This is a genomic window from Wenxinia saemankumensis (assembly GCF_900141735.1).
GTDB classification, from domain to species: Bacteria; Pseudomonadota; Alphaproteobacteria; order Rhodobacterales; family Rhodobacteraceae; genus Wenxinia; species Wenxinia saemankumensis.
Genome location: NZ_FQYO01000004.1, coordinates 434447 through 453480 on the forward strand (window position 1 = coordinate 434447; position 19034 = coordinate 453480).

The window sequence follows — 19034 nt, forward strand, 5'->3', positions numbered from 1 at the left end:
CCGGCCGCGCCTCAAGCGGTTTGTCGCCGTCTCAGGCCTCGAGCGCGCGGCGCAGCAGCTCCACGTCCTCGGCGATGGCGCTGTCGGTCGTCATCAGCTCCTTCACCTTGGTCACGGCATACATGACCGTGGTGTGATCGCGCCCGCCGAAGCGGCGGCCGATCTCGGGATAGGACCGGTTCGTGAGATCCTTGCACAGATACATCGCCACCTGGCGCGGCCGGGCATAGATGCGCAGCCGCTTCGTCCCCGTCATGTCGCTGAGGCGGATGTTGTAGTGCTCGCAGACCTTGCGCTGGATCTCGTCGATCGAGACCTTGCGGTCGCTGGCGCGGAAGATGTCGGCGAGGCAGTCCTTCGCCATCTCGATGGTGATCTGCCGGCCCACGAGCCCGCCCATCGCGAAGAGCCGGGTCAGCGCCCCTTCCAGCACGCGCACGTTCGACACGATCCGGTGGGCGAGGAACTCGACCACGCCCGGAACGATGCTCACGCCCGGATAGATGCCGTGGAAGTACTCGATCTTCGACTGCAGGATCCCGACCCGCAGCTCGTAATCCGTCGGGTGCAGGTCCACGACCAGCCCGCATTGCAGGCGCGAGCGGATCCGGTCCTCGAGATCGGCGATCTCGACCGGATTGCGGTCGGCCGAGATGATGATCTGCTTCCCGTTCTCCACCAGGAAGTTGAACGTGTGGAAGAACTCCTCCTGCGTGCTGTCCTTGCCGGCAAGGAACTGCACGTCGTCGACCATCAGCACGTCGACCGAGCGGAAGAGCTGTTTCAGCTCGATCATCTTCTTCTCGCGCAGCGCGGTGATGAACCGCCACATGAACTGCTCGGCCGAGATGTAGAGAACCGTCTTGTCCGGGTGCCGCTGGCGGTATTCGTGCGCGATCGCGTGCATCAGGTGCGTCTTGCCGAGGCCGACGCCGCCATGGAGGAAGAGCGGGTTGAAGATGACCTGCCCGCCCTCGGCCACGCGGCGCGCGGCGGCGAAGGCGATCTCGTTCGACTTGCCGACGACGAAACGGTCGAAGGTGAAGCGGGAATCGGGCTTGAACCCGTCCTCGCCCGCCGCATCGCGGGGCTTGGCCGGCTCGGCCGGGGCCGCGTCGGGTTGCGGCCGCGCGGGAACCCGGTCGGGGCGCGCGTCGAAGCGCAGCCGGTCCACGGCGAGGCCGTTGCGACGGCACGCATGCTTGATCTGGTCGGTGAAGTTCTGCGCCACGTAGTTCGCGACGAAGGCCGTGGACACGGCGAAGGTCGCGACCCCGTCCTCGACGTTCTCGAGTTCCAGCGGCTCGATCCAGGAGCGGTAGTTGCCTGCACCGACCGCCTTCTTCAGGCCCTGCCTCGCGTCGGACCATTGCGTTTCGATCATCTGTCCCATCCGTTGCACACCAATCAGGGACGACCCGCCTCGCCGCGGTGACGGCCCCCCGCCCGTGCGACCTTTTCTTCAGATGAGGGCCGGATCGCGGCTCTGCCTGTCATCGCCTTCGCCGGCGGCGGCAGATCCGCGATCGGGCAATCTGTCCGGTCCCCGGGCGCTTATCTTGGCGCCTCGGTTACCGACCGGACCCGCCCCCGGGGCAACGAAAGACAGACCCCGGCACGGCAGCGAGCCGGGTGGTATCCCGTCGGGCGCGATCGCATGGCAGCGTGCGCGTCCCGTGGTCGGCATCTTGTCGGCGATGCGACCGCGCCGTCCCACCGGCGCCGTCGCGGCCATGCCGCGTCTGTCCCTGTCCCCCAGGAGCGACCTGAGTCGCAGGAGCAAACTACCCAGCCGGGTGGAGGGGCTTCAACGCGACCTTCCGCTTGACTCGGGCTTTTGCGAAATCGAATCCGCGCGGCCCCGGAATCCCGCCATGTTAACCGAGCGGCTGTGGCAATCCTGCGCTGGGTGGGGCGGCACGTTTGTAACGACCGCGTGACAGCTTGACTCGTCGCCGGCGTCGAGTCCTCGCGCCCCCGCTGACCGGCGTCGGCGGGCCGCCCCGCGCCAAAGAAGAAAGGGCGCGCCGGTTCCGCGGCGCGCCCCTTTCATCAGCGAATCGGTATGGGCCGGTCAGCCCAGCGTCTTCACCCGGTGGGCGAGGCGCGACATCTTCCGCGAGGCGGTGTTCTTGTGGAAGACGCCCTTGCTGACGCCGCGCATCAGTTCGGGCTGGGCGGCCTTCAGCGCCTCCTGGGCGGCGTTCTGGTCGCCGGAGGCGATCGCCTCCTCGACCTTGCGCAGGTAGGTGCGGATGCGGCTGCGGCGCGCCTTGTTCACGGCGAAGCGGCGCTCGTTCTGACGGGCGCGTTTCGCGGATTGGGTGGTGTTGGCCATGGCTTGCGTTTCCTCGGGTCTCGTCCAGATGCGGTTCATGCGGCACGAGGAAGCCCCGGGGTCCGGGTTCGCTACCGGACGATCTGCCAAAGCGGGCATCGCGCGCATGTCGGGGGCGCCAATAGCGCGTCCGGGCCGGGAAGGGAAGCGATTCCTCGACCGCGACCCGCCACGGGGCCGAAGGGCGCGGACCGCCCGCCCGGACGTCGATGCGGCGGCGTCGACCTACCGGTCGCGGAACTGGGCCTCGCGCTTCTCGCGGAAGGCGGCCATCCCCTCGGACTGGTCCTCGGTCGCGAAGAGCGCGTGGAACAGGCGCCGCTCGAAGAGCAGGCCCTCGGCCAGCGGCACCTCGAAGCTGCGGTTCACCGCCTCCTTGGCGGCGGCGGTGGCGAGCGCGGATTTCGCCGCGATCTTGTCGGCGGCGCCGCGCGCCTCCTCCATCAGCTTCTTGGCGGGCACGACGCGGCTGACCAGCCCCGACCGCTCGGCCTCGGCCGCGTCCATGAAGCGGCCGGTGAGGTTCATGTCCATCGCCTTCGCCTTGCCCACGGCATGGGTGAGGCGCTGGCTGCCGCCCATCCCCGCGATCACGCCGAGATTGATCTCTGGCTGGCCGAACTTGGCGGTCTCGGAGGCGATGACGAAATCGCACATCATCGCCAGCTCGCACCCGCCGCCCAGCGCGTAGCCCGAGACGGCGGCGATGATCGGCTTGCGGGTGGCGGCGAAGCGGCGGGCGATCCCGCCGAACAGGTCCTTCGAGGCGACCTCGACATAGGTCAGATCGGCCATCTCGGTGATGTCGGCCCCGGCGGCGAAGGCCTTCTCCGACCCGGTGAGGATGATGCAGCGGACCTTGTCGCTCGCATCGGCCTCTTCCAGCGCCTGTCCGACCTCCGACAGGAGCTGCCGGTTCAGCGCGTTGAGCGCGTCGGGACGGTTGAGCGTGATCGTCGCGATGTAATCCGACACCTCGACGTTGATCGTCTCGTACGCCATCCGGTCTCCTCTTGGCATCGGCCGGCCCCGATCGGGGTGGTGCGGCCGCGGGTTCCGGCGACCCTTCCGCAAGCGATGCCGGGGATCAAGCCCCTCGCCGCGTCACCGCTGGCAGGTGGGACAGAAGAACGTCGACCGTCCGGACTGGGCGATCCGGGCGATCGTGCCGATGCAGCCCTCGGTCGGGCAGGGCGCCCCCTCGCGGTCGTAGACGCGGAAGGCATGCTGGAAATAGCCGAGATCCCCATCCGCCTGCCGGTAGTCCCGCAGCGAGGATCCGCCGGCGGCGATCGCCTCCTCCAGCACCTGCCGGATCGCGGGGACGAGTGCGGCGATCCGTCGCCCCGCGATCCGGTCGGCGCGGCGCGTCGGGCGCAGGCCCGTCCGGTGCAGGACCTCGCAGACATAGATGTTGCCGAGGCCGGCGATCAGCTTCTGGTCGAGCAGGGCAGACTTGATCGGCGTGCGGCGGGCGCGAAGCCTCTCGTAAAGGTAGCTTTCGTCGAAGGCGTTTCCCAGCGGCTCGGGGCCGATGCCGCGGAGCAGCCAGTGATCCTCCAATGCGTCGGTCGGGCTCAGGTCCATCGCCCCGAACCGGCGGGGATCGTTGAAGGTCACCCGCGCCCCGCCCGCCAGATCCAGCACCACGTGGTCGTGCTTCTCCGGCGCGGGATGGGCGTGGTGGAAGGTGCCGACCTGCGCGCCCGAGACGAGCATCCGCCCCGACATGCCCAGATGCACGATCAGCGTCTCGTCCCCGTCGAGATGGACGAGCAGGTATTTCGACCGCCGCCCGAGCCTTGCGATCCGGCGGCCGGTCAGCCGCTCGGCCATCGCCTCGGGCAGGGGCCAGCGCAGATCGGGGCGGCGGACATGGGCGGTCTCGATCACCGCCCCTTCCATCACCGGCGCGAGACCGCGGCGAACCGTCTCGACCTCTGGCAATTCGGGCATCGGGCGCTTTCTTGTGCGGGGAGCGATGTGGTAGCCGGCCCGGGCAAGGGCCACGCGGGCCGAAGATGGTGTGTCTTCGCCGCAAGACCAAGGGGCGCGTGATGGACGACAGAAACGGGACCGGCGCCGACCGGCGCACCCATTTCGGCTACGAGGACATCGCCGAGGGCGAGAAGGCCGGCCGCGTGCGCGGCGTCTTCACCTCGGTCGCCTCGCGCTACGACCTGATGAACGACGTGATGTCGGGCGGCGTCCACCGCCTGTGGAAGGACGCGATGATGGACTGGCTCGCCCCGCGGGCCGGCCAGCGCCTGCTCGACGTGGCGGGCGGCACCGGGGACATCGCCTTCCGGTTTCTGCGCCGCGCGGGCGCGGGGCACGCCACCGTGCTCGACCTGACGGAGGACATGCTGGTCGCCGGCCGCAAGCGCGCCGAGGCCGAGAAGCTGTCGGCCAGTCTCGACTGGCTGGTGGGCGACGCGATGGCGCTGCCCTTCGAGGATGCCAGCTTCGACGTTTACACGATCTCGTTCGGGATCCGGAACGTGACCCGCCCGCAGGACGCGCTGGCCGAGGCGTTCCGCGTCCTGAAGCCGGGCGGCCGGCTCATGGTCCTGGAATTCAGCCAGGTGCCGAACCCGGCCCTTGCCCGGGCCTACGACCTCTATTCCTTCAACGCGATCCCGGCGATGGGGCAGGTCATCGCGGGGGACCGGGCGTCCTACCAGTACCTCGTGGAATCGATCCGCCGCTTCCCCGACCAGGAGACCTTCCTCGGCATGATCCGCGCGGCAGGGTTCGAACAGGCGAAGTACCGCAACCTGACGATGGGTGTCGCCGCCCTCCATTCCGGCTGGAAGCTCTGAATCCATGCGCGGCCCGCACAACCTGCTGCGGCTGATCCGCACCGGCGCGACCTTCGAGCGGACGGGCGCGATGGGCGTCGCGCTCGACGCGCTCGACGCCTCGCCCCTGCTGCGGGGCGCGCTGCGCGCCGTCGCCTGGCCGTTCCGCTGGCTGGGCTATCCGGGCGATCCCTCGATGCCGCCCGTCACGCGGGCGATCACCGCGCTCGGCCCGGCCTACATCAAGTTCGGGCAGATCCTCTCCACCCGCCCCGACGTGGTGGGCGAGGATCTGGCCCTGCAGCTCATGGTCCTCCAGGACAAGCTGCCCCCCTTCCCGATGGAGGCCGCGCGCGCCCAGTTCGAGGCCGAGACCGGCATCCCGGTGGACGAGGCCTTCTCGGAATTCTCCGCCCCCGTGGCCGCGGCCTCGATCGCGCAGGTCCACCGGGCCCGGCTGCGCGAGACGGGGCAGGAAGTCGCGGTCAAGGTGCTGCGTCCCGACATCGAGCGGGCGTTCCGCCGCGACATCGACGCCTTCCACTTCGCCGCCGCGCTGATCGACCGGCTCTCGCGCACGACGCGGCGGTTGCGCCCCCGCGAGGTCGTCGCCCATTTCGAGGGCGTGGTCATGGGCGAGCTCGACCTGCGGCTGGAGGCGGCGAGCGCGGCGGAGTTCGGCATGAACACCGCCGGGGACGAGGGCTTTCGCGTGCCGCGCATCCAGTGGGACTATTCCGGGCGCCGGGTCATGACGATGGACTGGGTGCAGGGGATCGGCGCGGCCGACATCGCCGCCCTCGACGCCGCGGGCCACGACCGCGTGGCGCTGGGCGAGCGGGTGCTCCAGCTCTTCCTGCGGCACGCCCTGCGCGACGGCGTGTTCCACGGCGACATGCATCACGGCAATCTCAAGATCGACGCCGACGGCAACCTCATCGCCTACGATTTCGGGATCATGGGGCGGATCGACGAATATACCCGCCGGGTCTATGCCGAGATCCTGATCGGGTTCATCCGCCGCGACTACCGGCGGGTCGCGCAGGTCCATTTCGAGGCGGGCTACGTCCCTGCCGATCGCGATGTCGAGGAATTCGCCCGCGCCCTGCGCGCGGTGGGCGAGCCGATCTTCGGGATGGATGCCTCGCGCATCTCGATGGGGCGGCTGCTCAACTACCTCTTCGAGGTGACCGAGCGCTTCGGGATGGAGACCCGGACCGAACTGATCCTGTTGCAGCGCACGATGGTCGTGGTCGAGGGCGTGGCCCGCACCTTCGATCCGCATATCAACATCTGGCGCGCCTCGCGGCCCGTCGTCGAGGATTACATCCGCGACTATTTCGGACCGAAGGCGGTTCTGCGCGACCTGTCGCGCACCGCCGGCGTGCTGGCCCGGTTCGGGCCGCGCCTGCCCGAGCTCGTGCAGCACAGCCTCGCCCGCCAGGCGGCCGAGCCACTGCGCGTCCGGGCGGCCCCCCGGCCGCGCCCCATCCTGTGGATGCTGGTCGGGGCGGGCTGCGCGCTGGGCGGCGTCCTGCTGGGTGGGCTGCTCTAGCCGCCCCGCGGCTGGCGGATCGCGCTGATGGTCGAGGCGAGGGCGGCCACCCCCTCGCCGAAGATCAGGGCGATGTCGCCGTCGAGGAACTGCACCTCGCGCACCTCCTGGTAGATCTCGGCCGGTTCGGACAGGACCAGCTCCCCCTGCGCGCGGCTCTCCACGGTGAAATCGTAGGTGCCCGGGGGCAGAACTGTCCCGTCCGGCAGGTCGCCGGTCCAGTCGAAGGGGTCGGCCGAGACGGGGAGCGGGACCGTCTGCACCACCTCGCCCGCCGCGTCGCGCACCACGAGGTCGACCCGGTCTGCCAGGGCGGCGGGGTTGGGGGAGATCGTGATCGGCGTGCCGTCGAAGATGCCCGGCATCGCGGCCCGCACCTCCTGTCCGACCCAGCCGGCATATTGCGCCATCCCGCCGGTCGACATCTGCGAGGACAGCATGCGGAGAAGATCGTTCGTCAGCACCTGCTGCTCGACCGAGGAGAAGGTCGCCAGCTGCACGGCGTAATCGGCCGAATCGATCGGTTCGAGCGGGTCCTGGTTCGTCATCTGCGCCGTCAGCATCTTCAGGAACATCTCGAAGTCCGAGCTCGTCGGGGCCCGCCCCGCGCCGGGGGAAGCCATGGCGGAGGAGGCGACGGCCGTGCCGATGGGAGAGGTCTGCATCTGCGGGCCCTTTCACATTCTGAGATCAAGATGGGACAGGCCCGGCGCCTGCGGGCGGGCCGGGACCGGCACTGGGGCAGGCGACTCGCCCGTCGCGGGAGGGGGGGGCGGGGCGGCGCGCGCCGGATGGTCCGGGCGGTCCTGCCCGCCGCCCTCGCCGAACCGGTAGGAGACGGGGCCGAAGCCGCTCTGCCGCAGATCCTGGTCGAGCCGATCGATGGAGCGACGGATCATGTCGAGCGTCTCGGGGCGCTCCGCGGTGACGTGGACGGTGAGCCTGCCCTCCTCCGTGATCACGTGAAGGCCGATCCGGCCCAGCTCCTCCGGGCGGAGCTGGAGTTCGGTCCGGCCCGGCGCGATGTCGCGGATCGCCAGCGCCACCTGCGCGGCCGCGGCGTGCGGCAGGATCGGCCGGGTGACCGGCGGGGGATCGCCGGCGCCGCGGGCTGCACCGGCCTCGAGGGCCGCCCTGAAGCCGCGGGCCTCGGTGGCGGCCTCTGCCGCCACGGGATCGAATGTGGGGATCGCAAAGGCCGCATTGTCTTGCCGCGTGGCCCGCCTGATCGATGGCGATCCGTCCGACATGCCCGTCGCCGCAGGATCGGTCAGGTTGCCTGCCGGATGACCCGTCGCGAGCGCTTCGCCGGCTGTCCCTTTCCCCCCGGCCGCCGGACAGGCGGGGAAGTCGGTCCGGGGCAGCGGCGCGCTCGCCCGGTCGAACTGCAGGGGGGGGACCGGTCCGGCAATCGCCGCCCTTATCCGGCCGTCCGCCGACGGCACGCATCCCGGATCCGGGGCGGAATGGGGAAGAGGACGCACGCCCCCCTCAGGCCCGGCCGAGGCAGCCGGGGTATCGCCCGTGGAAGATGCGGACGCCCCCCTCGCTCCAGTGTGCGGGGGTGCCGTCCTGGCCGTGGGGAAGCCCATTGCGCCATCGGCCCGGGGCGCGATCGGGCCCGCACTCGCCCGCCTCGTCGAAGCCGTGGGCGCGGCAGGTCCGGGGGTGCCGGATCCGGCCGCCCGGCTCGCAGGGTCGACGGTGTCGGCTGATTCGCCCGGAAATGCGGTCCCGTCCGCCATTCGCGGGGGCCCGGCGAGGGGCGAAGCGTCGCGGTATCCTCGCAGTGAAGGCCCGATGGACGAACCACCAGCGGATGGCGTGCGGCCGGTGGTCGCTGCCTGCCCCCCCGCGCCTGCCGGGACCGTGTCGCACCGCAGATGCTCCGTCGGCCGCGCAACGCCCCCCGAGACAGGCACGTTTCCGGCCGGCGTGCGGCCGGATTCGCCGAATGGGGGCGGCCCTCCCCCCGGGAGCGGGGAACTGGCCGGACCGACACTGCCGCCGCCCGCTGTCCGGGGATCGGGCCCGGGTGTCGCGGTCCCCGCATCAGGGACCCCGTGATCCGGCCGGCTCTGCATGCCCGGCCCGACGGATCGGGCCGGCGGTTCCTCGACGCGTGAGGGCGAGCCTGCGGGCAGATCGGCGCCGCCCGGTCGTCCGATTGACGCTCCATCCCTGCCGATCCGTCCGTCGGGAAAAGGCGACGGGCCGGTCGGGTCGTTCGAGTTCCGGGCCGGGCCCCCGACCGGGGCGGTCCGGTAATGCGCCATGTCGCCAGGGGGGCTGGCCGAGAGATGGCCATGATTCGGGGTCGTGACCGGCGAGAGCCGCGTCGGCCCCGGTTCGCCGCGGAGGCCCCGGCCGGGATCGGCGGCGGTCGTGCCGCCGAACCGAGCGCCGTTGCCGGGGTCGGTCATCGGGGCGAAGCCGCCGGCCCCCCGCGGCAGGCCCTCGCCCGCGGAAGCGATGACCGTAAAAGACTCCGCTTTACCCGACTGCGATTCAACAGGGACATCGGCCGACACGGGGGGTGCCGGCAGGGCCCCCGCCCCCTCCGCGAACAGGTCGCCGACGAGCGGCGCAGAAGCGGGAGACGGATCCTGGGCGGCGCCCGATTCGTCCGCCGTGGACTCGCCGAACGCGTCGGCATCGCCGCCCCCCGACCGGCCCCCGCCCCCGGCCGGGCGGGATCCGGATTCCCCCGCCGCGGATCCGCTGGACAGCAGGCGGGCAAAGGCGCCGGGCGCGACGCGGACCGGCGCGGGGCCGGTCGCACGGGGTGGCGAGGGGCGGAGCGATCCGTCCTGCGCGCCATCCGGAAAGAGCTGGAGCATGGAACCTCCGCCGATGTCGGTCCCGTCCGTCTAGCCCTTCCGGATTACCGATACTTTAACCGATCCGGGCAATGATGCGTCCACGATGAGCCCGGAGGACAGGATGACAGAACCGATCGACACGGCCCGATCCGCCCAAGGCTCCGCGGTCCGTCCCGCCCCCCCGCCGGACCCGCTCCGCGCGGCGGCGGAGGAGCTGGAAGCCACCTTCCTCGCCGAGATGCTGGGTGCGGCCGGCCTCGGCCCGCGCGGGGGGGCCTTCGGGGGCGGCCCGGCCGAGGACCAGGTCTCCTCCCTCCTGCGGATGGAACAGTCGCGCGCCATCGTTCGGGCCGGCGGCCTGGGACTGGCCGAATCGATCCACGCGGCCCTGCTGGCGCGCGCCGGGTCCGGCGGCGATCGGCGATGAGCGTCCGTCCCCCCGATCCCGGGATCCTGCGCCGCCTCGCGGAGGAGGAGCGGGCGCTGCTCCGCGACGGCGAGTATGCGGGCCTGTCCCGCATCGCAGCGGCCCGCGCGGCGCTGCTGCGGTCCGGAACCGGGATGTCGCCCGCCATGCTGGACGAGCTGCGCGACGACCTCGACCGCACGCGCGCGCTGCTTCGCGCCGCTATGGACGGGTTGCGCGACGGGGCGGCGCGCAACGATGCGCGGCACCGCGCGGGCGCCCGCCTCGACACCTACGGCGCCGATGGATCGGGACGCAGCGTCTCGCTCGGGGTGAACCGTTTGGAACGCCGCGCCTGAGTGACGTTAACCTTCCGAGGGGAAAAGCCGGGCGACGGACAGAAGGCTCAAGGTTCCGGTAAGGACTCGGCCCGATAAGTCGCAAGGCATCCCCCGGGATGGCGCGGACCGGCACGCTCCGCATGGGTCAGAACGACTGACGGACCGCCAAGGGCGGACTTTGAACCCGGCACCAAAGGTGCCCCGATCCAGGAGTTTGGAATGTCCAGCATTCTGACCAACAACGGCGCGATGGTCGCGCTGCAATCCCTTCAGTCGATCAACAAGAACCTGGCCGACACCCAGAACCTCATCTCCACCGGCAAGTCGGTCTCCTCGGCCAAGGACAACGCGGCCGTCTGGGCCATCTCCAAGGTGATGGAAGCCGACGTGAAGGGCTTCAAGGGCATCGCAGACAGCCTCGCGCTCGGCGAGTCGACCGTCGCGGTCGCCCGCCAGGCCTCCGAGACGGTCACCGACCTGCTGACCCAGATCAAGGGCAAGATCGTCGCCGCGCAGGAAGAGAACGTCGACCGCGCCAAGATCCAGACCGACGTCACCGCCCTGCGCGACCAGATCAGCGCCGTCGTGGGCGCCGCGCAGTTCAACGGACTGAACCTGCTCTCGAACACCTCGACCACCGCGGGCAGCGGCAATGTCGAGATCCTCTCCTCGCTCGATCGGTCCGGCAGCGGCGTGGCCGTGTCGAACATCACGGTCAACAAGCAGGATCTCGGCCAGCAGGAGCAGGTGATCGGGACCACGGCCGTCGGCACGCTGGCGAACTTCATCACCGGCACGCCCGGCGCGGTGACCGGCGCCTCGACCGCCGCGGCCCGCACCATCACCTTCGAGACCGGCGTGACGGCCGGCACGGGCTACCGCGTGACCCTGTCGACAGCGGTGGGCACGGCCACCCTGGGCACCGGCGGCGGCGACTTCACCCCGACGGCCGGCGTCTACGAATACGTCGCGCGTGACGGGGATACCTCGGCCGACGTCGCCCGGGCGCTCTCGACCCTGATCAACGGCGGCGACGCCAATGCCGTCTCCTCCTCGGTGGGGGCCACCGACGCGAACGGCGATACCGGGCTCACGCTCAACTTCGACGCGACGACCGACGGCGTCACCTTCGCCATCGCGGCCTTCACCTCGGCCGGGGCGACGGTCGGCGGCGGGCTGTCCCGCCTGTCGCAGCTCGACGTCACGACCGACACGGCCGCGGATACGGCACTCGCCGAGATCGAGAGCCTGATCCAGACCTCGGTCGACTCCGCCGCCGCCTTCGGTTCGGTCGAAGGCCGGATCGAGACGCAGTCGAAATTCATCGGCGGCCTCATGGATTCGCTGAAATCCGGCATCGGCACCCTCGTGGACGCCAACATGGAAGAGGCGTCGGCCCGTCTGCAGGCGCTGCAGGTGCAGCAGCAGCTCGGCGTGCAGTCCCTGTCGATCGCCAACCAGGCGCCGCAGTCGATCCTGTCGCTCTTCCGTTGATCGGATGACGATCCGGGGCGGCCCCCGTCGGGGCCGCCCCTTCCACCAGATGGACCTGACCCGGCAAAGCCGGTCGTCGTCACCGGGGCCCGAAGAGGATTCCTGCCATGACCTATGCCAATTCCGGCCTCGCCCAGTCGCTCTACGGGGCAATCTCGGCCCCGACCCGCACCGCCCGCGATGCGGAGCGCCAGGTGCTGATCCGGGTGACCGCCGCGCTGCGCGCCGCCAGCGGTGCCGATTTTCCCACCATCGTCCGCGCCGTCCACGACAACCGGATGCTCTGGACCCGGCTTGCGGCGGACGTCGCCGGCGCGGCCAACGGCCTGCCACAGCCATTGCGCGCCCGGCTCTTCTACCTCGCCGAATTCACCGAGCATCACAGCCGCCGTATCCTGTCGAACCAGGCCGACCTCGAGCCGCTGGTCGAGATCAATACCGCCGTGATCCGCGGTCTCGCCGGCACGATGCCGGCCCGGCAGGGCGAGCCGGTCTGATGTCGGGTCTCGTCCTCAAGCTCGGCCCGCACGAGCGGGTGCTGGTCAACGGCGCCGTGATCGAGAACGGGGAGAGGCGCTCCCGCATCTCGATCCTGACGCCCCGGGCGAACATCCTGCGCCTGCGCGACGCCATCGCCCCCGACGAGGTGACCACCCCCGTCCGGCGCGTGTGCTACATCGCCCAGCTCGTCCTGTCGGGGGATGTGGACCGCGCCGAGGCGGAGCATCAGCTGCTGCGAGGGATCGACCAGCTCGCCCAGGCGATGACCGACCCCGACAGCCACGCGCAGCTCTCCGACGCGGCCGAGGCGGTGCGGAGCGCCGATATCTACCGGGCCCTGAAGCGGCTGAGGGGGCTGCTTCCGATGGAGGAGAGGCTGCTCGCCCTCTCGTCCGCGCGGTGACCTACCAGCCGATCCTCCCCGCTTCGGGCTATACCGGCTGGGTCTTCCTGCAGCGGACGATGGAGGTGCAGAAGGAAGCCTTCGTCGACTCCGCGCAGGTCCGGCGGGAGATGTCCTATTTCCGCGAGAAGATCGCGATGGCCGACACGGCGGAGAAGCTCGTCGCCGACCGCCGGCTGCTGTCGGTCGCGCTGGGCGCCTTCGGGCTGGACGACGACATCAATGCCCGGGCCTTCATCCGCAAGGTGCTGGAGGAGGGCACCATCAAGGAAGGCGCCTTCGCCAATCGGCTGGCCGACAAGCGGTATTCCGAACTCGCGATCGCCTTCGGCTACGGGGATCTCGGATCCCGGACGAACCTGTCCACCTTTGCCGACCAGATCCTGTCGCGGTACGAGGACCGGCAGTTCGAGCGGGCGGTAGGGGACGTCGATCCGTCGATGCGGCAGGCTCTCGCCCTCGGCGATACGCTGGGCGACATCGTCCGGCGCAGTTCGACCGACCGGGGGCAATGGTTCTCTCTCATGGGCAACAGGCCGGCACGGGCCCTGATGGAAACGGCGCTCGGCCTTCCGGGCAGCATCGGCAGCCTCGACCTCGACCAGCAGGTCGAGGCCTTTCGGGATCGGGCGCGGACTGTCTTCGGCACGTCGGACCTGGCCGAGATCGCGGGCGATGCAGAGCTGCAGGACAAGGCCATCCGCCTCTTCCTGGTGCGCGAACAGGTCGCCACCTTTCGCGCGCAATCGGGCGCATCGGTCGCGCTGTCCCTGCTTCAGGCCGGGCGCTGATCGCGCATTATCATGGCCACCCCGCCGGCAGCCCGGGGCCCGGTAGGGGTTGCCGGAGCCCCGGGGGACAGCGGGAATACCGACGCACGCGGGCACGGGGTCCGCGTCCCGTCCGCCCGGTTCGACCGTCCAGGACCCCGCCGCTCAGTGGCCGCGCTCGTCGCCCGCCGTCGCCAGGGCTCGGCGCAGGGCGGCGAAGCTGGCCGGCACGCTGGTCTCCCCGGTCCGGGCGAAGAAGGATTCGAGCGGCCCGCGGACCGCAATGGCCGTATCGACCGCCGGATCGGACCCCGCGCTGTAGAGCCCGGACTGCACCATCAGGGCGGCGCGGTCCCAGGTGCCCAGGTGGCGCCGCGCCTCGCCGATGACCGCGTTCTCGGAAGGGCTCGCCGCGGCGGGAAGCGCGCGCGAGACCGAGCGCAGGACGTCGATGGCCGGGAACCTCCCGCGCTCCGCGATCTCGCGGTCGAGCACCACGTGCCCGTCGAGGACGCCGCGCAGCCAGTCGGCGACCGGCTCTTCCATGTCGGAGCCGGCCACGAGCACCGAATAGACCGCCGTGATGTCGCCCGCCATCCCCGTGCCCGGACCGGCCCGCTCGCACAGGGCGGCGATCTGCGGCCCGGTCGAGGCCGGAAAGCCGCGCAGTGCCGCCGGCTCCCCGGCCGTGACGGCGACCTCGCGATGCGCCTCGGCAAAGCGGGTCACGCTGTCGACCAGCAGAAGGACCTGCCGCCCCTCGTCGCGGAAATGCTCCGCCACCGTGGTCGCGGCCCAGGCGCAGCGCCGGCGGGTCTGCGGCGCGCGGTCCGACGTCGCGGCGACGAGCACGGTGCGCGCCATCCCGTCCGGCCCGAGCACGTCGTCGGTGAAGTGCCGCAGCTCGCGCCCGCGCTCCCCCACCAGCGCGATCACGACGACATCCGCCTCGATCCCGCGGGCGAGCTGGGCCAGGAGCGAGGATTTTCCGACCCCCGACCCGGCGAACAGGCCCAGCCGCTGGCCCCGGACGACCGGCAGCAACGTGTTCATCACGGCCAGCCCCGTCTCCATCCGCGGGCCGAGGGGGCGCCGGTCATGCGCCGGCGGCGGGGCGTGGCGGATCGGCCGGGTGCGGGGGCCGGGCAGCAGCGGTCGCCCGTCCAGGGGGCGTCCGTCCGGGTCCAGGACGCGGCCGATCCAGCTGTCGTCGGGTGCGAGGGCGGGCGCGGGCGAGAGCCGGGCGAGTGCGCCACGCGCGATCCCGTCGACCGGGCCGTCCGGCAGGACGTCGACGCCGTCGGGCCCGATCCGGACCACCTCGCCCCGCAGGCCGGGCGGCGGGCCGAGCCGGACGCGGTCGCCCAGCCGCGCCGACCGGGCGAGGCCGTCGATCTCCAGCAGGCCGCCGCTTGCCCGGACGACGCGGCCGCAGGGCGCCCGCGCGCGTGTCCGGCCCAGCGCCCCCGTCACCTTCGCGATCGTCTCCAGATCCATGACTCGGTCCCTCCTGCCGCGTTGAACCGGTTCTTAAGGAATCGGCCTTAAGCCTTGGTTGAAGCCGACCGAGGGAGAATCCCCGATGTACGAGAACCTGACCCTGATGCGGACCGCGACGGAGGTCGCCCGGCATGCCGGACTCCGGCAGGACGTCGTGGCCACCAACCTCGCCAATGCCGATACGCCCGGGTTCCGGGCGATGACCCTCGGCTCCTTCGCCGATGTCGTGGGGGACCGCCCCCTCGCGACCAGCCGGCCCGGTCACCTGCGCGGCGCTTCCGAGGCGGGGACCCTCGGGATGGGCCGCACCTCCGCCCGCGCGGTCGATGCGGGACTCGAACCCGCCCCGAACGGCAATTCCGTCTCGGTCGAGCTGGAGATGGTCGCCGCCGCGGATGTCGAACGCGAACACAACCGCGCCCTGGCCATCTACCGCCACGCGATGACGGTCCTGCGCGCCGTCACCTCGGGGAGGTAGGGCATGGCCGGCTTCTCCGACACGCTCTCGATCACGGCGAGCGCGCTGCGCGCCCAGGCGATGCGGCTGCGGCTCACCTCCGAGAACGTCGCCAATGCCGACACGCCCGGCTACCGGCGCAAGACCGTGCCCTTCCGCGAGGCGCATGGCCGCGGCGCGGTTCCCGGCAGCGTGGAGACGGGGCCGGTGCGGCTCGACCGGACGGCCTTCGCGCGGATCCACGACCCGTCCAGCCCGCTCGCCGACGAGACGGGGCATTACGACGGCTCGAACGTCAACCTGCTCTACGAGATCGCCGACGCGCGCGAGGCGTCGCGCAGCTACGAGGCGAACCTCAAGCTCTTCGAACAGACGAGGCGGATGTCGGGCGCGCTGCTCGACCTCCTCCGCAGATAGGAGTGACCAGAATGGAACTCGGCACGACGAACAGTATCCGGGCCTATCTCCGCGACCGCGAAGCGACCCGCCCGGACGAGAGCGGGCGCCCCGGGCCCGACCTCGCGGGCCTCGCGGGGGATTTCGCGCAGACCCTGCACACCAGTGAGGCCGAGGCGATGGGGGCGATGACCGGCAGCGCCGATCCGCATGCCCTCGTCCAGGCGCTCGCCCAGACCGAGCTCGCGGTCGAGACGGCGGTCACGATCCGCAACCGCGTGGTCGAGGCCTACCAGGAAATCCTGCGGATGCCGGTCTGACGGATGGGCGAGACCGTCTTCTACGACACGCTCCGCCAGGGGCTATGGGTCGCGGTCCTGATCTCGACGCCGATCCTCGTGGTCGCGCTCGTCTCGGGCCTGGTCGTCGGCCTGTTCCAGGCCCTGACCTCGATCCAGGAGATGACGCTGACCTTCGTGCCGAAACTCGCGGCCATCGCCGGGGTGTTCTGGATCACGATGGGATTCATGACCGAGACGCTGGTCGCCTACTGGCGCGGCGTGCTCGTCCCGCTGATCGCCGGGGGCTGAGATGGACAACGCGATCTACACCTCGCTCACCCGCCAGTCCGGCCTGTGGGCCGAGATGCGGGCGGTGGCGAACAACGTCGCCAACGCGGCGACGACCGGCTACCGGGCCGAAGGCGTCATGTACAGCGAATGGGTCGCCGCCCTGGGCGAGCACCCCTCGCTCTCGATGGCCGCGACCCGGGTGCGCGAGACGTCCTTCGCGCAGGGCGCGCTGACGCAGACCGGCGGGCCCTTCGATCTCGCGATCGAGGGGGACGGCTTCTTCCTCGTGCAGGCGCCGGGCGGCGTGCGGCTGACGCGGGCCGGGCATTTCACGCCGAACCAGAACGGCGATCTCGTCACGCCCGAAGGGTATCCCGTGCTCGATCCCGGCGGCGCCCCGATCTTCGTCCCGCCGGGGGAGATCGGGATCGCGGCGGACGGCACGATTTCCGCGGACGGACAGCCCGTCGGGCAGGTCGGCCTCGTGCAGCCGCTCGACCCGCTGGGTCTGCGCCGCGAGGACGGGGTGCGCTTCGACGCCCCCGGCGGCTGGGCCCCGGCCGAGGGCGGCCGCATCCTGCAGGGCTTCCTCGAGGAGGCGAATACCGACCCGGTGCGCGAGATCGCCCGCATGATCGAGGTGTCGCGCGCCTACGAGCTCGGCCAGTCCCTCATCGACCGCGAGGACGAGCGCATCCGCTCGGCCATCCGCGACCTCACCCGGTAAAGGAGCCCCCATGCGTGCCCTCCAGATCGCCGCCTCCGGCATGAGCGCCCAGCAGATGCGCGTCGAGGTGATCGCCCAGAACCTCGCGAACATGAACACGACCGGCTACAACGCGCGCCGGGCCGAGTTCGCCGACCTTCACTACCAGCAGATGGCCCGCCCGGGCACGATCTCCGCCGCCGACGGCACCGTCCTGCCGACCGGCATCCAGCTCGGTCTCGGCGTGCGCGCCACCGCCGTCAGCCAGATGCTGCAGCAGGGCGCCCCGGCCGCGACGGGCGGCGATCTCGACGTGGCGATCGAGGGGCGCGGCTACCTCGAGGTGACGCTGCCCGACGGTCGCGCCGCCTTCACCCGCGACGGCGGGCTCAAACTGACGGGCGACGGTCTGATCGTCATCTCCGACGGCTACGAGGTCGCGCCCGGCATCACGGTGCCCGCCGACGCGCGGTCGGTCTCGATCTCGCCCGACGGCGAGGTGACCGCCTACTTCGCCGACGCGGTGCAGGGCCAGTTCCTCGGCCAGTTCACCCTGTCGAGCTTCACCAATGCCCGCGGGCTCGAGGCGATCGGCTCCAACCTCTTCCTCGAGACCGAGGCCTCCGGCCCGCCCCTCGGCGGCACGCCCGGACAGGACGGGCTCGGGATGTTGCGGCAGGGCTATCTCGAGGAGAGTTCCGTCGATGCGGTGAAGGAGATCACCGACCTGATCGAGGCGCAGCGCGGCTACGAGCTCAATTCCAAGGTCATCACCGCGGCCGACCAGATGTTCGGCGCGATGGTGCAGCTCCGGTGAGGGGGGCCGCATTTCTCCTGGCGCTCGCCGCGGGGCCGGGGCAGGCCGACATCCTCGTCGCCGCCCGCACGATCCCGGCGGAGACCGTGCTGGCCGGGGACGACGTCACGGTGATCGGCGGCCGCACGCCCGGCGCCCTCACCCGCGCGGAGGAGGCCGTGGGACTCGAGGCGGCGGTCGCGCTCTATGCCGGGCGGCCGATCCATGCCGGCGACCTCGTCTCCCCCGCGGTGGTGGATCGCAACCAGATCATCCCGCTGGTCTTCAGCGCCGCCGGGCTCGTGATCACGACCGAGGGCCGCGCCCTCGACCGCGGCGGACCCGGCGACGCGATCCGGGTGATGAACCTCGCCTCCCGCACCACGATCACGGCGGTGATCGACGAGACCGGAACCGGCCATGTCACGAACTGACGCGCTTCTGCTGATCCTCTTCGCGCTGCTCGCCGGGCTCGGCGGATGCGGCCGGCCCCTGGCCGAGGTCGGTCGACCGCCTCCCCTGACGGCTCCGGGTGCGGGCAGCGAGATGCAGGCGATGATGGATCCCGGCCTTCCCGTGTCGCTGCCGCCGCTGGCCCAGCCCCCGCAGGTCGCGATGGCCTCGCTCTGGACGGGGGACCAGGATTCGCTGCTGGGCGATCGCCGCGCGCTGGAGCGGGGCGACATCCTCACCGTGGTGATCGAGATCGACGACAGCGCCTCGATCTCCAATTCGACCGACAGGTCGCGCAGCGGCGGATCGGACATGAGCGTCGGCGCATTGTTCGGCCTGCCGCAGCGGATCGAGCGGCAGATGCCGGAGGGGGCCTCGCTCTCCCCCGGGATCGGTTTCGACTCGGGCAGCAGCTTCTCGGGCGACGGGTCGATCAGCCGCAACGAGCAGCTGACGCTCCGGATCGCCGCGACCGTGACCGGGGTCCTGCCGAACGGCGTGCTCGAGATCCAGGGCAGCCAGCAGGTCCGCGTCAATTTCGAGATGCGCGAGCTGGTCGTCAGCGGCTTCGTCCGCCCCGAGGACATCAGCCGGCAGAACGAGATCACCTACGACAAGATTGCCGCGGCCCGCATCTCCTACGGGGGAGAGGGGCAGATCACCGAGGTCCAGCAGCCCGCCTGGGGCCAGCAGGTCGTCGACATCGTCTCCCCGTTCTGACCC

Annotated in this window: 23 protein-coding genes; 16 read left to right on the plus strand and 7 right to left on the minus strand. The window is 71.2% G+C overall.

Annotated elements, in window-relative coordinates; translation table 11 throughout:
• Positions 1-31: 31 nt before the first annotated feature.
• From dnaA to mutM, 4 genes are all read right to left on the minus strand, one after another.
• Positions 32-1384, minus strand: coding sequence for a chromosomal replication initiator protein DnaA (gene dnaA / locus BUE30_RS13130; protein WP_073331499.1), 1353 nt, complete (start codon positions 1382-1384; stop codon positions 32-34).
• 690 nt (positions 1385-2074) lie between these two features.
• Positions 2075-2338 carry a 30S ribosomal protein S20 gene (gene rpsT, locus BUE30_RS13135; RefSeq protein WP_073331501.1) on the minus strand — a complete coding sequence of 88 codons (264 nt, stop codon included), beginning with the start codon at positions 2336-2338 and terminating at the stop codon, positions 2075-2077.
• Positions 2339-2563: 225 nt separating this feature from the next.
• Complete coding sequence (locus BUE30_RS13140) at positions 2564-3340, minus strand: enoyl-CoA hydratase (RefSeq protein ID WP_073331504.1); 777 nt, start codon at positions 3338-3340, stop codon at positions 2564-2566.
• 102 nt (positions 3341-3442) lie between these two features.
• Positions 3443-4294: a bifunctional DNA-formamidopyrimidine glycosylase/DNA-(apurinic or apyrimidinic site) lyase gene (gene mutM, locus BUE30_RS13145; RefSeq protein WP_073331507.1), complete on the minus strand. Its 852-nt coding sequence runs from the start codon at positions 4292-4294 to the stop codon at positions 3443-3445.
• 101 nt (positions 4295-4395) lie between these two features.
• On the opposite strand from mutM, the gene ubiE reads away from it, so the two are divergent.
• Both ubiE and ubiB read left to right on the plus strand, forming a co-directional pair.
• Entirely contained in the window at positions 4396-5160 is a 765-nt protein-coding gene (gene ubiE, locus BUE30_RS13150; RefSeq protein ID WP_073331510.1) for a bifunctional demethylmenaquinone methyltransferase/2-methoxy-6-polyprenyl-1,4-benzoquinol methylase UbiE, read from the plus strand.
• Positions 5161-5164: 4 nt separating this feature from the next.
• Entirely contained in the window at positions 5165-6694 is a 1530-nt protein-coding gene (gene ubiB, locus BUE30_RS13155) for a 2-polyprenylphenol 6-hydroxylase (protein WP_073331512.1), read from the plus strand.
• On the opposite strand, the gene BUE30_RS13160 is transcribed toward ubiB, so the two are convergent.
• Both BUE30_RS13160 and fliK read right to left on the minus strand, forming a co-directional pair.
• Positions 6691-7359 (minus strand): flagellar hook capping FlgD N-terminal domain-containing protein, encoded by a 669-nt coding sequence (locus BUE30_RS13160; RefSeq protein ID WP_073331515.1) that lies wholly within the window; start codon positions 7357-7359, stop codon positions 6691-6693. The two genes, ubiB and BUE30_RS13160, sit on opposite strands and share 4 nt — an antisense overlap.
• 12 nt (positions 7360-7371) lie before the next feature.
• The gene (fliK, locus tag BUE30_RS17565) at positions 7372-7866 is read right to left on the minus strand and encodes a flagellar hook-length control protein FliK (protein ID WP_170865647.1); all 495 of its coding nucleotides are present in this window, start codon (positions 7864-7866) and stop codon (positions 7372-7374) included.
• A 1771-nt stretch (positions 7867-9637) separates the two neighbouring features.
• On the opposite strand from fliK, the gene BUE30_RS13175 reads away from it, so the two are divergent.
• From BUE30_RS13175 to BUE30_RS13200, 6 genes are all read left to right on the plus strand, one after another.
• Positions 9638-9943, plus strand: a complete 306-nt coding sequence (locus BUE30_RS13175) for a rod-binding protein (RefSeq protein WP_073331525.1) — start codon at positions 9638-9640, stop codon at positions 9941-9943.
• Positions 9940-10281, plus strand: coding sequence for a hypothetical protein (locus tag BUE30_RS13180; RefSeq protein WP_073331528.1), 342 nt, complete (start codon positions 9940-9942; stop codon positions 10279-10281). The genes BUE30_RS13175 and BUE30_RS13180 overlap by 4 nt, the downstream gene beginning before the upstream one ends.
• A gap of 201 nt (positions 10282-10482) precedes the next feature.
• The gene (locus tag BUE30_RS13185; RefSeq protein WP_073331531.1) at positions 10483-11757 is read left to right on the plus strand and encodes a flagellin; all 1275 of its coding nucleotides are present in this window, start codon (positions 10483-10485) and stop codon (positions 11755-11757) included.
• A gap of 107 nt (positions 11758-11864) precedes the next feature.
• The gene (gene flaF, locus BUE30_RS13190; RefSeq protein WP_073331534.1) at positions 11865-12254 is read left to right on the plus strand and encodes a flagellar biosynthesis regulator FlaF; all 390 of its coding nucleotides are present in this window, start codon (positions 11865-11867) and stop codon (positions 12252-12254) included.
• Positions 12254-12661 (plus strand): flagellar biosynthesis repressor FlbT, encoded by a 408-nt coding sequence (gene flbT / locus BUE30_RS13195; protein WP_073331536.1) that lies wholly within the window; start codon positions 12254-12256, stop codon positions 12659-12661. The genes flaF and flbT overlap by 1 nt, the downstream gene beginning before the upstream one ends.
• A complete protein-coding gene (locus tag BUE30_RS13200; RefSeq protein ID WP_073331539.1) occupies positions 12658-13452 on the plus strand; it encodes a DUF1217 domain-containing protein in 795 nt (264 codons plus the stop codon). Before flbT ends, BUE30_RS13200 begins: the two co-directional genes overlap by 4 nt.
• A 144-nt stretch (positions 13453-13596) precedes the next feature.
• Here the strand turns inward: BUE30_RS13200 and BUE30_RS13205 are convergent, their stop codons facing one another.
• Positions 13597-14928 (minus strand): FliI/YscN family ATPase, encoded by a 1332-nt coding sequence (locus BUE30_RS13205; protein WP_073331542.1) that lies wholly within the window; start codon positions 14926-14928, stop codon positions 13597-13599.
• Positions 14929-15013: 85 nt separating this feature from the next.
• Here BUE30_RS13205 and BUE30_RS13210 point away from each other — a divergent pair, with 85 nt between their 5' ends.
• From BUE30_RS13210 to flgH, 8 genes are read left to right on the plus strand one after another with little or no spacing between them, the layout of a single operon-like run.
• The gene (locus BUE30_RS13210; RefSeq protein ID WP_073331545.1) at positions 15014-15409 is read left to right on the plus strand and encodes a flagellar basal body protein; all 396 of its coding nucleotides are present in this window, start codon (positions 15014-15016) and stop codon (positions 15407-15409) included.
• Between the two features lie 3 nt (positions 15410-15412).
• Entirely contained in the window at positions 15413-15805 is a 393-nt protein-coding gene (gene flgC, locus BUE30_RS13215; RefSeq protein WP_073331548.1) for a flagellar basal body rod protein FlgC, read from the plus strand.
• A gap of 11 nt (positions 15806-15816) precedes the next feature.
• On the plus strand, positions 15817-16104 hold the full coding sequence (gene fliE, locus BUE30_RS13220; protein WP_073331551.1) for a flagellar hook-basal body complex protein FliE: 288 nt from the start codon (positions 15817-15819) through the stop codon (positions 16102-16104).
• A gap of 3 nt (positions 16105-16107) precedes the next feature.
• Positions 16108-16374, plus strand: a complete 267-nt coding sequence (locus BUE30_RS13225) for a flagellar biosynthetic protein FliQ (protein ID WP_073331554.1) — start codon at positions 16108-16110, stop codon at positions 16372-16374.
• 1 nt (position 16375) lies between these two features.
• On the plus strand, positions 16376-17083 hold the full coding sequence (locus tag BUE30_RS13230) for a flagellar hook-basal body complex protein (RefSeq protein WP_073331557.1): 708 nt from the start codon (positions 16376-16378) through the stop codon (positions 17081-17083).
• A 10-nt stretch (positions 17084-17093) separates the two neighbouring features.
• A complete protein-coding gene (gene flgG / locus BUE30_RS13235) occupies positions 17094-17879 on the plus strand; it encodes a flagellar basal-body rod protein FlgG (protein WP_073331560.1) in 786 nt (261 codons plus the stop codon).
• Positions 17876-18292 carry a flagellar basal body P-ring formation chaperone FlgA gene (gene flgA, locus BUE30_RS13240; RefSeq protein WP_073331564.1) on the plus strand — a complete coding sequence of 139 codons (417 nt, stop codon included), beginning with the start codon at positions 17876-17878 and terminating at the stop codon, positions 18290-18292. Before flgG ends, flgA begins: the two co-directional genes overlap by 4 nt.
• A complete protein-coding gene (gene flgH, locus BUE30_RS13245; protein WP_073331566.1) occupies positions 18279-19031 on the plus strand; it encodes a flagellar basal body L-ring protein FlgH in 753 nt (250 codons plus the stop codon). Before flgA ends, flgH begins: the two co-directional genes overlap by 14 nt.
• The last annotated feature ends 3 nt before the right edge of the window (positions 19032-19034 follow it).

Excerpts from the sequence above, each read along its gene's own strand:
- dnaA (WP_073331499.1), bottom strand. The coding sequence starts at position 1,384 with ATGATCGAAACGCAATGGTCCGACGCGAGGCAGGGCCTGAAGAAGGCG.
- rpsT (WP_073331501.1), bottom strand. The coding sequence starts at position 2,338 with ATGGCCAACACCACCCAATCCGCGAAACGCGCCCGTCAGAACGAGCGC.
- BUE30_RS13140 (WP_073331504.1), bottom strand. The coding sequence starts at position 3,340 with ATGGCGTACGAGACGATCAACGTCGAGGTGTCGGATTACATCGCGACG.
- mutM (WP_073331507.1), bottom strand. The coding sequence starts at position 4,294 with ATGCCCGAATTGCCAGAGGTCGAGACGGTTCGCCGCGGTCTCGCGCCG.
- ubiE (WP_073331510.1), top strand. The coding sequence starts at position 4,396 with ATGGACGACAGAAACGGGACCGGCGCCGACCGGCGCACCCATTTCGGC.
- ubiB (WP_073331512.1), top strand. The coding sequence starts at position 5,165 with ATGCGCGGCCCGCACAACCTGCTGCGGCTGATCCGCACCGGCGCGACC.
- BUE30_RS13160 (WP_073331515.1), bottom strand. The coding sequence starts at position 7,359 with ATGCAGACCTCTCCCATCGGCACGGCCGTCGCCTCCTCCGCCATGGCT.
- BUE30_RS13175 (WP_073331525.1), top strand. The coding sequence starts at position 9,638 with ATGACAGAACCGATCGACACGGCCCGATCCGCCCAAGGCTCCGCGGTC.
- BUE30_RS13180 (WP_073331528.1), top strand. The coding sequence starts at position 9,940 with ATGAGCGTCCGTCCCCCCGATCCCGGGATCCTGCGCCGCCTCGCGGAG.
- BUE30_RS13185 (WP_073331531.1), top strand. The coding sequence starts at position 10,483 with ATGTCCAGCATTCTGACCAACAACGGCGCGATGGTCGCGCTGCAATCC.
- flaF (WP_073331534.1), top strand. The coding sequence starts at position 11,865 with ATGACCTATGCCAATTCCGGCCTCGCCCAGTCGCTCTACGGGGCAATC.
- flbT (WP_073331536.1), top strand. The coding sequence starts at position 12,254 with ATGTCGGGTCTCGTCCTCAAGCTCGGCCCGCACGAGCGGGTGCTGGTC.
- BUE30_RS13205 (WP_073331542.1), bottom strand. The coding sequence starts at position 14,928 with ATGGATCTGGAGACGATCGCGAAGGTGACGGGGGCGCTGGGCCGGACA.
- BUE30_RS13210 (WP_073331545.1), top strand. The coding sequence starts at position 15,014 with ATGTACGAGAACCTGACCCTGATGCGGACCGCGACGGAGGTCGCCCGG.
- flgC (WP_073331548.1), top strand. The coding sequence starts at position 15,413 with ATGGCCGGCTTCTCCGACACGCTCTCGATCACGGCGAGCGCGCTGCGC.
- fliE (WP_073331551.1), top strand. The coding sequence starts at position 15,817 with ATGGAACTCGGCACGACGAACAGTATCCGGGCCTATCTCCGCGACCGC.
- BUE30_RS13225 (WP_073331554.1), top strand. The coding sequence starts at position 16,108 with ATGGGCGAGACCGTCTTCTACGACACGCTCCGCCAGGGGCTATGGGTC.
- BUE30_RS13230 (WP_073331557.1), top strand. The coding sequence starts at position 16,376 with ATGGACAACGCGATCTACACCTCGCTCACCCGCCAGTCCGGCCTGTGG.
- flgG (WP_073331560.1), top strand. The coding sequence starts at position 17,094 with ATGCGTGCCCTCCAGATCGCCGCCTCCGGCATGAGCGCCCAGCAGATG.
- flgH (WP_073331566.1), top strand. The coding sequence starts at position 18,279 with ATGTCACGAACTGACGCGCTTCTGCTGATCCTCTTCGCGCTGCTCGCC.